Genomic DNA, 9227 nt, shown 5'->3' with positions numbered 1-9227 from the left:
CTGCTCGGCCTGGCCGCCGGGCCTCTTGCCGGGCAGGTGCGGCGGCTGCTGGCCGCGCTGCGGCCGGTTGACCTGCCGAGCCAGCTGATCCACGCGGACCTGGGAGGAAACGTGCTGTTCGACGACGGGCTGCCGCCTGCCGTCATCGACTTCTCGCCGCTGGAACGCCCCGCCGGGCTGCCGATCGCCGTCGCGGCGGTGGACGCGCTGATGTGGCGCGGGGCGAGCCCCGCGATGCTCGAGTACCTGGCCGGCGAGCCGGAACTTGACCAGCTGCTCCCCCGCGCACTGGCGTACCGCCTGGTCACCGAGATCGTCAGGCACGCGGGCACGGCCGGGGTCGACGCGGCCGCGCGGGCCGCGCAGCCAGTCACCGACCTGGTACTCGCCCGGGCGTGCGGGGGCCGCTAGACGGTGTACCGTCCTCGGTATGGAGGCCGCTGAGCTGGCGCATCTGCGCCGGGCCCGGGACTTGCTTGACCGCGAGTACGCGCGGCCGCTGGACGTCCCGGCGATGGCGCGCGCCGCGCTGATGTCGCCGTCGCTGTTCGCCCGCCGTTTCCGCGAGGCCTACGGCGACACGCCCTACGGCTATCTGCAGACCAGGCGCGTGGAACGGGCGATGGCGCTGCTGCGGCACGGCCGCATGTCCGTGACCGACGTGTGCATGGCTGTCGGGTTCACGTCGCTCGGTTCGTTCAGCTCGACGTTCACGCGGCTCGTCGGCGAGCCGCCGTCCGCCTATAAGGCACGTGACCACTCGCGGCTCGTGCCGGTCCCGCCGTGCATGACCCGGGCGTGGGCACGCCCGGGGTGGATCGAGCAACCATGCAGGATTGGAGAAGCGTTCCCGCCCGGCCGCGCGTAGCGTCGCTGCCATGACACTTTCCATCACGCATACGCCCGTGTACTGCACTGACCTGGATGCGGCGCTGGCCTTCTACACCCAGCGGCTCGGTTTCGAGGTCCGCCAGGACGTCCCGATGGGCCCGGAGATGCGCTGGCTCACCATCGCTGCCCCCGGCGACGCCCACGAGCTGCTGCTTGCCGCCGTGGACCATCACATCGCCCCGGCCGACCGCCCGTCCATGCGCGAGATTGTCGCCAAGGGCGACCTGGCGGTCTTCATCCAGGTCGACGATCTGGACAAGACCTTCGAGTCGCTGCGCGCCGCCGGGACGGAGATCCTCCAGGAGCCCGTCGACCAGCCGTACGGTGTCCGTGACGCCGCCGTCCGCGACCCTAGCGGCAACCACCTGCGGCTGAGCCAGCCGCTGGCGCCGCGGGGCTGAGGCTTCGGCCTGCCGGGGCGGCCGGTGCACAAGGCGCCGCCCCCGGCGGGCATGCCAGCCGTCTTATTTCCCCAGCAACTCACGATTTCCCCAGCAACCCACGCACGATGCTGGCGAGGCGGTCGTAGTCATCTGGGGTGTTGTACGGCGCCGCCGCGATCCGCAGGTAACCGGCTCCGCCGAAGCTGACCGGCGACACCTCGACACGCTGCTGCGAGAGCGCCTCGTAGAAGGGGTCGACGTGCCGGGCAGCCGCCAGGACGCCGTCGGGCAGCGGGACCAGCCGCATAGCCGGCGCGGGCGTGACCGGGAGCCGGTCAAGCGTGACGCCGAGCGCCTCGGCCATCCTCTTCTGGCCGCCGGTCACCAGGTCGGCGAGCCGGGCCACGGCGTCCCAGCCGCCGAGCGCTGCCCAGTAGGCCAGGCCGTCCGCGGCCGCTAGCCAGCCGGCGTAGTCCCAGGTGCCGGGGTAATCGAAGGAGGCGGCGTACCCGTCTTCGAGCTGCCAGCTGAGCACCGTCGGCGTCACCTCGGCGCCCGGACGGCTCCACAAGATGGCACTGCCGCGCGGGGTGTACGCCCACTTGTGCAGGTTGCCGATCCAGTGGTCGGCGCCGAACGCCGCGATGTCGTCGGGCAGCTGGCCAGGAGCGTGCGCGGCATCGACAAGCACGCGGGCACCAGCCCCGCCGGCAGCGCGGACAGCGGCGGCCACGGCCGCGACAGGGACGACGGTCGCGGTCGGCGAGGTGATGCGGTCGACCACCACCAGCCGGGTGCGGGACGAGCAGGCGGCCGCGTACGCCGACACGATCACGTCGTCCTCGGCGCCGACGGCAAAAGCCGCCTCGACGACCCGGGCCCCGGCGCGTGCGGCGTGATGGTTGAGCGCCTTGCGGACCGCGCCATAGCCGTGCGTGCCGATCACCAGCTCGTCGCCGGGGCGAAGCGCCAGCGAGCCGAGCACAGCGGACACGCCTTCGGACACGTTGCGCACCCACGCCGCGCGGGACGGGTCGATGCCGAGGAACGCGGCCGCGCCCTCCCGCGCCGCCGCCACCAGCCCGGCAACCTCGACGCGATTGAACCGGTGCGGATTGCGTTCCGCGCGCTCGCGCCACGCAGCGGCGGCCTGCCGGACGGCTGCCGGCGCGACACCGAACGCACCGTGGTTGAGGTGGAGGACGTTGGGGTCGAGGCCGAAGGCCTCCAGGAATGCGGCGTCCACGCACCGATTCTGCCATCCCGGGCATGGGAACCATTCCCTAGCGCGTCATCCCCTGTTCATGATCACATCGCCCGCACGCTGGACAATGGCCTCATGACGGCGGGTGCCGGGCCGGAGCCGGTCACGACGGGTAGCCGCCGCCTCGTTCCCGGAGAGGCGGGAGCTGGGGGGTACCGCACGCTAGTGGCCGCAGACGGGGAGCGGCACCTGGTCCGGGATGACCTCGCGGGCATGAGCTTGCCTGCCGGCTGGCGTCGATCGGCCCGGCCGCTGCTGGTCATCGCGCATCTGTCGGACACGCACGTGATGGACCACCAGTCGCCGGGGCGGGCCGAACTGTTCGACCGCTACTCCGACCCCGACTCCCCCGTCCGCGCGGAGGTCGGCGTCATCGGCACCTACCGGGCCCAGGAACTATTCACCTATCAGGTAGCCGAAGCCATGGTCCGGGCCGTGCGGCACGCTAAGACGGCTCCGCTATCCGGCGCCCCGGTCGATTTCACCGTCGTGACCGGCGACGCCACCGACAACTGCCAGCTGAACGAGCTGCGCGCCTATATCGACCTGCTCGACGGCGGCCAGGTGCGGCCGGATTCCGGGTCCCCGGAACGGTACGAGGGCGTGGCCGCGCCCGCCGTCGAGGACGAGCGGTACTGGCATCCCGACGGCGGCGGCCCGGACCTGCCAACGACCCGGTACGGGTTTCCGCGGGTGCCCGGGGTGCTGACGGCGGCACGCCGGCCGTTCCCGGCCACTGGCCTGGGCATGCCCTGGTACGCGGTGCACGGCAACCACGACAACATGCTGCAGGGCACGGTGCCCGCCGTTGGTTGGCTGGGCGATTTCCTGGTTGGCCCGGCCAAGTTCGTTACCCCGCCAGGGGACCTCGATCCGGCCGGGGTGCTAACCAGGTTCAATGCCGCCGAGACCAGCGCGCTGGCGGAGCTGGCCAGTGGCACGCACATCGCGGTGACACCCGATCCGGCGCGCAGGCCGGTCACCCGCGCCACCCACGTACGCGAGCACTTCCGCACCTCGGGTTCGCCGGACGGGCACGGCTATACCCAGCGCAACGCCGACCAGGGCACCGCGTACTACGCCTTCGACCACGGGATCGTGCGGTGCGTCGTGCTCGACACGGTCAACGAGCACGGCGGGTGGCAGGGATCGCTCGATACCGGCCAGCTCAGCTGGCTGGTCGCGGAGCTGCGCGAATGCGCGGCCCGGCCGGTGCTGCTGTTCAGCCACCATCCGCTGGAGACGATGGTCAACGACCTGCGCCCGCCGGGATCCGGCCGCCGGGTCCTCGGCCCCGAACTGCGCGACGTGCTGCTCGCCCACCCGTGCGTGATCGGCTGGGTGAACGGGCACACCCACGTGCACGCGATCCAGGCGGTCCGCGAGGACGGTGCCCCGGGCGGCTTCTGGCAGATAACCACGGCATCGCACATCGACTGGCCGCAGCAGGCTCGCCTCATCGAGCTGTTCGAGACCGACGGTGGCCTCGTCATCGGCTGCACGGTGATCGACAGCGCGGCGCCGGCCAGCTACCGGGATCGCGATGACCCGGGCGCCCTGGCCGACCCGGCCGTGCTGGCCGCGCTGGCTCGCGAGCTCGCCGCCAACGACTGGCAAGTCCGCGACCAGATCAGCGCCGAAGGTGGCGCGGGCGCGGGCATCGAGGCCGACCGGAATGTGCTGCTCGCGATCGACTGGCCACGGCCGGTGCCACGCACAGGCTTATCGGTTGCCCCAGAGCACCCGGTGCCACCACCGGCGGGTCAGCAGCACCTGCCACGTGAACTGTCGCGGGGGTCTCTCGTTCCAGCCGTGGAGGCACCGGCCTTCGGGGAGCAGGCAGTCACCGGGACAGTCGCCTGCGCAGTGCCGGCAGTGCCTGGTCCGCCCGACCTCAGCCACGTGCTACATGATAGGCCGCACTGACATCAGGACTACAAAACGGCACAAATGTGCGGGATCGGGTGGATCACCAGTCGTGTCAGTTAAGTAGACTCGTTCTCACAGCTCCGGTCAGCGACCCGGCGCCGGACTGGGCTCAGTACGTGTACAAACGTCCGTGGCCTGGGTGGGGATCCCTGATGCGGAACCAGGATCAGCGGCGCCCGCCGCTGCCCGTGCGCCTGACATCCGCCGAGCGCGAGTTTTATACCGAGCTGCGGCGTCTTGTCGGCGCGTCCGGGCTGTCTGCTGGCGACCTGAGCGGAACGGCAGCGGGCCAGGACGCCTGGGAAGACTGGCTCAACGGACAGTCGCTGCCGCCGCTGCGGGCCCTCAGGGAGCTGGGGTCGAGGCTCTCCGCTAGCGGCATCGATGCCCGCCGGCTGGCCAGCTTGTGGGCGCGGGCCTCCCTGCCGACGGCCTACCCGGCCGAGCCCGGCCGGTCCCCCGTCCAGCCGCGGCAGCTTCCCATCGGCACGAGCGACTTCACGGGCCGGTCCAGTGAGCTCGACGTCCTGGCAGACCTCGCCCGCCAGGCCGCGGCGCCGGGTGATACCACGGTCGTCGTGATCGAGGGACCCGCGGCCAGCGGGAAGACCGCGCTGGCGAATCACGTTGCTCACCAGCTCAGCCACCTGTTCCCTGACGGGCAGCTCTGGGCGGACCTGCGCGGCTTCGGTGAGGCCGGCGAGCCGGTGACCGGCGGCCAGGCGCTGCGCGGCTTCCTCGAGGCCATCGGCGTCGCGCCCAGGGAACTCCCCCTTGACGTGGACGAACAGGCGGCCCTGTACCGGAGGCTGCTGACCGGACGACACGTCCTCATCGTCCTGGACAATGCGCGTGACGCCGGCCAGGTCCAGCGGCTGCTCCCGGCAAGCCCCGGCTGCCTTGTGCTGATCACGACCCGGGGGCTCCCCGCCGATCTCGCGGGCGCCGGAACGCACGTGCTGCGCCTCGGGCCGCTCAGCGACAGCGAGGTGCGCGACGTACTGGAGCGGCGCGTCGGGACCACGAGGCTGCGGCGCGAGCCATCGGCCGTCCGCGAGCTGGGCAGCGTGACCGGCCAGCGGCCCCTCGCGCTGCGGGTAGTCGCCGCCCGGGCAGCGGCTGACCCGGATCTCTCGCTCCGGGCGCTCGCTCAGGAGCTGCGCTCCGCGGGCGCGGGTACCGGGGACCCCCTCGCGGTCTTCGCGGCGTCCTGCGCGCACCTGGGCGACGGTGCCGCTCGGATGTTCCGGCTGCTCAGCGTCGCTCCCGGACCGGATATCGGATTGCCTGCCGCGGCGAGCCTGGCCGCCATCCCCGCGGACCAGGCCCGCGGAGCGCTCGACGAGCTAGTCACGGCGTGTCTCGTCGAGGAGCACCAGCCAGGCCGGTTCGTCGTGTACGGCCTCCCGCGCCGCTACGGCGCGGACTTGGCCCGGGCAGCCGAAGGCGCCGCCGAGCTCGACGCGGCGACACGGCGGCTGCTTGACCATTACCTGCGCGGCATGCATGCGGCGGTGAGCCTCATCTACCCGGCACGGCCGCCCGTCCCGCTGCTGCCACCCGTGGCGGGGGTGCACACGGAGAGCTTCGGCTCCGCGGCGCAGGCACTGGCATGGTGCCGCGCAGAGCGGCCAGGAGTCCAGGCCCTGGTCACGTACGCGGCAGGACAGGGCGATTTTGGCGCTTACTGCTGGCAGCTTCCCTGGGCGATGGCGCCGTTCCTGTCACGCGGCGGCTTCACCCGCGATTACCTCGCGCTCCAGCAGATAGCGATCACCGCGGCGACCGGCCTCGGCGACCCGCTGGGCCAGGGGATCGCCCACCATGAGTACGCGCACGCATGTGCGCTGCTCGCTGAGGTCGGCGACTCCGGAGCGCACCTGAAAGAGGCCCTGCAGTGGTTCACCAAGGCGGGTGACCAGCTGCGGGCCGCGCGGACACTCAACGGCATGGCCCAGCTGCTCGTGCAGGACGGTGAGTACCCGGCGGCGCTCGATCGCGAGACAGAGGCGCTGGCGCTGCGCAGCGCCGTCGGCGACCTGGACGAGATCGCCCACTCCGAGCAGACGCTCGGGTCCATCTACGCTCGGCTCGGCCGCCACGACGAGGCGGTGCAACACTGCCAGCGCTCGCTTGACCTCAGCCGCGAGACCGGCAGCCGCGCGCTGACCGCCGACACGCTTGCCACCCTCGGCTTCGTGCACCTCAGCCTCGGCGACTACGGCATGGCCGTCGCCTGCTATATGGAAGTCCTGGTGATCTACCGGGAGATCGACCACAAGGCCGGCACGGCCGAGGCTCTCACCGGGCTCGGCGACGCGCAGCACGCCAGGGGCGACGTCCGCGCGGCCCGCGCGACCTGGCGGCAGGCCCTGGCCATCCTCAGCGACGTGCCCAGCGCCGACGTCCAGCCGATTCAGGCCAGGCTGGACATGCTCGGGTGACGACCCGACTGGCTGAATTACGCGTCCACAGGATGCGCGGCCACCAGCAGGAGCGCGTCAAGGAGCCGCGACCAGTCCGCCTCGCCAAGGTCCCTGCCCAGAGCGCTGCCCAGCGCAGCCAGGGCGGTCACCAGCCTGCCCGACAGCTCCCCTGGCTCCAGGTCGAGCGTCGCGGCGACGACCCTGACAGCTTGCCGGAACCTGGCGGAGCGGCCGAACCGGACCAATGAGGCGGGCACCTCGGCTGAGGCGGCTGCGGCGGCGGGAACGCCAGGCTGCTCCCCCGCCGGCACCAGCGTGACAGCCAGCCGCATGCCGAGCGCCTCGGCGAGCCGCGCCAGGGCCGTGATCGTCGGGTTGCCCCTGCCGTTCTCCAGGTTGGCGATGTAGGGAACCGACAGGCCCGCGTCGGCGGCGACGGATGCCACGGTCCGGCCCGCCGCCGCCCGCCGGGACCGCAACTGGCTGCCAATCGCCGCGTGATCCAACGCGCCTCCTATCTTGACAGAATAGCTATCTCCAAATTTATTCTCTCAAGAGAACAGTATCAGCGCGATCCGGGCGGTGTCATGTTCCAGGCTCTCCAGCTACGCGACTTCCGCCTGCTGTGGGCAGGCAGCCTGGTCAGCTCCCTTGGCTCCTGGCTCCTGACCATAGCCATCCCGGCCCACGTCCTGCTGGCCACCGGCTCGCTGCGCGACACCGGACTCACCCTCGCCGCGGAATACCTGCCGCTGCTGATCCTCGGCCCGGTCGCGGGCGTTGCCGCTGACGTGTGTGACAGGCGGCGCCTGCTCATCACGGCCGGCCTGTTTTGCGCGGGCGCCGTCGCGATGATGCTCCTGGGCACCTCGCCGGGCCGGTACTGGGTCCTGTACCTGGCGCTGATCGCAGAAAACAGCGGCACGGTCCTCTCGAGTCCCGCCCTGCAAGCCATGACCCCGGCCGTCGTCGGCACCGGCCCCCTGCTCAGCAGCGCCAATTCCCTGACCTCCGCCAGCGGCGGCATCGTCCGGCTCGTGGGCGGCCCGCTGGGCGCGATCCTCCTCACGGCCTGCGGCATCAGGACACTCATCGTCGCGGATTCCCTCAGCTATGTAATGGCTGCAACCGCTATAGCCCTTACGTCCCGGTCGGGTCACGGCCGAGGCCGTCGCCGCGCGGACGGGAAATCCGCGGTCAGGCAGCTAGCCCGCGACCTCCGCCATGGCGCGCGGGCCCTGCGCGACCAGCCCGCCGCGCGGCCGCTGCTGCCCGTCACGCTGATCTACCTGGCGGCCAACGCGTCGCTCAGCGCCCTGCTCATCCCCCTCGGGATCCAGCGCCTCGGCGGCGGCGAGCGCACCGGGCTCCTGCTGGCCTGCCTCGGGGCCGGGTTCCTGCTCGGCGCACCGGTCATCCGCGTGCTGATAGACCGCATCCAGCCGCGGAACCTGCTGGCGGTCACCCTGGCCGCCACGGCCTGCGGCTACTTCCTGCTGTTCAGCTCCACATCGCTGGCCACCGCGCTGCCCGCGGCGGTCATCATCGGCACGTTCGGCTCGATGTCCCTGGTGATCCCGCAGACCACCGTGCAGCGGCTCATTCCCGGCGCGGTGCTCGGCCGCGTCAGCGCCATCTTCCTCACCGGCGAGGCGGCGGCGACTCTCGCCGGCGCGGTAGCCGGGCCTTTCCTCGCTCAGGCGGCGGGGGCGTCGGGCCTCGAAACGGTCGCCGCGGCCGCCAGCCTGCTGACGCTCGGCGCGGCGGCGCTGGCGCGGCTGACCGTACCGCGGATACCCGTCAGCCGCGGGGACGGAGAGCTCAGATCTTTTCTTCCGAACGGGCCCGTGGTGACTCCCACACCCCCTCCTTCTTCATCGTCCCGATGATCGGCGCTGTCTCGACTGACTGCAGGCCCGGCAGGCCGGCCAGCCTGGTGGTCAGGTACTCGTAGAGCTGCCGGGTGTCACGGAAGATCGCGCTGACGACGAGGTTGGTGGGGCCGGTCGTGGCAGCGGCGAACGGGACTTCCTGGTGCGCGGCGACCGCGCGGCCGGCCGCCTCGAGGCTGGCGGGCTCGATCTTCAGCCACAGCATCACGGTCGCGTTGACGCCGAAGGCCGACTCGTCGACGTCGATGTCGAAATACAGCAGCCCGGCTTGCCGCAGTTCCTCGATCCGGCGCCGCACGGTCGACTCGTGCCAGCTCGTCGCCGCGGCGAGGTCGGCGACCGGTGCCCGGCCGTCGCGGGCCAGTTCGGCGATCAGCGGGTCGTCCTCGTCGCGCAGGATGTCCGCCCCGGCCGGGGTCCAGGACGGCGCGGCGCCCAGCGG

At 71.9% G+C, this 9227-nt stretch carries 8 protein-coding genes and 1 pseudogene; 6 read left to right on the top strand and 3 right to left on the bottom strand.

Annotation, left to right across the window (positions count from 1 at the left end):
* The 3 genes and pseudogenes from WA805_RS31670 to WA805_RS31660 all read left to right on the top strand — a co-directional run.
* A pseudogene (locus tag WA805_RS31670) lies at window positions 1–411 on the top strand (hypothetical protein); the annotation flags it as partial.
* Window positions 412–430: 19 nt separating this feature from the next.
* Window positions 431–868: a helix-turn-helix transcriptional regulator gene (locus tag WA805_RS31665; protein ID WP_425244183.1), complete on the top strand. Its 438-nt coding sequence runs from the start codon at window positions 431–433 to the stop codon at window positions 866–868.
* A gap of 10 nt (window positions 869–878) precedes the next feature.
* Window positions 879–1292 carry a VOC family protein gene (locus WA805_RS31660; protein WP_422274711.1) on the top strand — a complete coding sequence of 138 codons (414 nt, stop codon included), beginning with the start codon at window positions 879–881 and terminating at the stop codon, window positions 1290–1292.
* A gap of 79 nt (window positions 1293–1371) precedes the next feature.
* On the opposite strand, the gene WA805_RS31655 is transcribed toward WA805_RS31660, so the two are convergent.
* A complete protein-coding gene (locus WA805_RS31655) occupies window positions 1372–2520 on the bottom strand; it encodes an aminotransferase class V-fold PLP-dependent enzyme (RefSeq protein WP_425244182.1) in 1149 nt (382 codons plus the stop codon).
* Window positions 2521–2613: 93 nt separating this feature from the next.
* Between WA805_RS31655 and WA805_RS31650 the strand changes: the two genes are divergently transcribed.
* Complete coding sequence (locus WA805_RS31650; RefSeq protein ID WP_425244181.1) at window positions 2614–4464, top strand: TIGR03767 family metallophosphoesterase; 1851 nt, start codon at window positions 2614–2616, stop codon at window positions 4462–4464.
* Between the two features lie 155 nt (window positions 4465–4619).
* Window positions 4620–6911 (top strand): tetratricopeptide repeat protein, encoded by a 2292-nt coding sequence (locus WA805_RS31645; protein ID WP_425244180.1) that lies wholly within the window; start codon window positions 4620–4622, stop codon window positions 6909–6911.
* Window positions 6912–6928: 17 nt separating this feature from the next.
* Here the strand turns inward: WA805_RS31645 and WA805_RS31640 are convergent, their stop codons facing one another.
* Window positions 6929–7399 (bottom strand): helix-turn-helix domain-containing protein, encoded by a 471-nt coding sequence (locus WA805_RS31640; protein ID WP_422286007.1) that lies wholly within the window; start codon window positions 7397–7399, stop codon window positions 6929–6931.
* 81 nt (window positions 7400–7480) lie between these two features.
* Here WA805_RS31640 and WA805_RS31635 point away from each other — a divergent pair, with 81 nt between their 5' ends.
* Window positions 7481–8782, top strand: coding sequence for an MFS transporter (locus tag WA805_RS31635; protein WP_424561002.1), 1302 nt, complete (start codon window positions 7481–7483; stop codon window positions 8780–8782).
* On the opposite strand, the gene WA805_RS31630 is transcribed toward WA805_RS31635, so the two are convergent.
* The coding region (locus WA805_RS31630; protein ID WP_425244179.1) for an Lrp/AsnC family transcriptional regulator at window positions 8715–9227 on the bottom strand (513 nt) is incomplete at its 5' end. The genes WA805_RS31635 and WA805_RS31630 overlap by 68 nt on opposite strands.

The organism is Trebonia sp. (genome assembly GCF_049794275.1).
GTDB lineage: Bacteria > Actinomycetota > Actinomycetes > Streptosporangiales > Streptosporangiaceae > Trebonia.
This window is presented reverse-complemented; position numbering and strand designations above follow the sequence as displayed.

What these genes read in the sequence shown, in the direction of transcription:
- WA805_RS31665 (WP_425244183.1), top strand. Translation starts at nt 431, where the DNA reads ATGGAGGCCGCTGAGCTGGCGCATCTGCGCCGGGCCCGGGACTTGCTT.
- WA805_RS31635 (WP_424561002.1), top strand. Translation starts at nt 7,481, where the DNA reads ATGTTCCAGGCTCTCCAGCTACGCGACTTCCGCCTGCTGTGGGCAGGC.
- WA805_RS31660 (WP_422274711.1), top strand. Translation starts at nt 879, where the DNA reads ATGACACTTTCCATCACGCATACGCCCGTGTACTGCACTGACCTGGAT.
- WA805_RS31650 (WP_425244181.1), top strand. Translation starts at nt 2,614, where the DNA reads ATGACGGCGGGTGCCGGGCCGGAGCCGGTCACGACGGGTAGCCGCCGC.
- WA805_RS31645 (WP_425244180.1), top strand. Translation starts at nt 4,620, where the DNA reads ATGCGGAACCAGGATCAGCGGCGCCCGCCGCTGCCCGTGCGCCTGACA.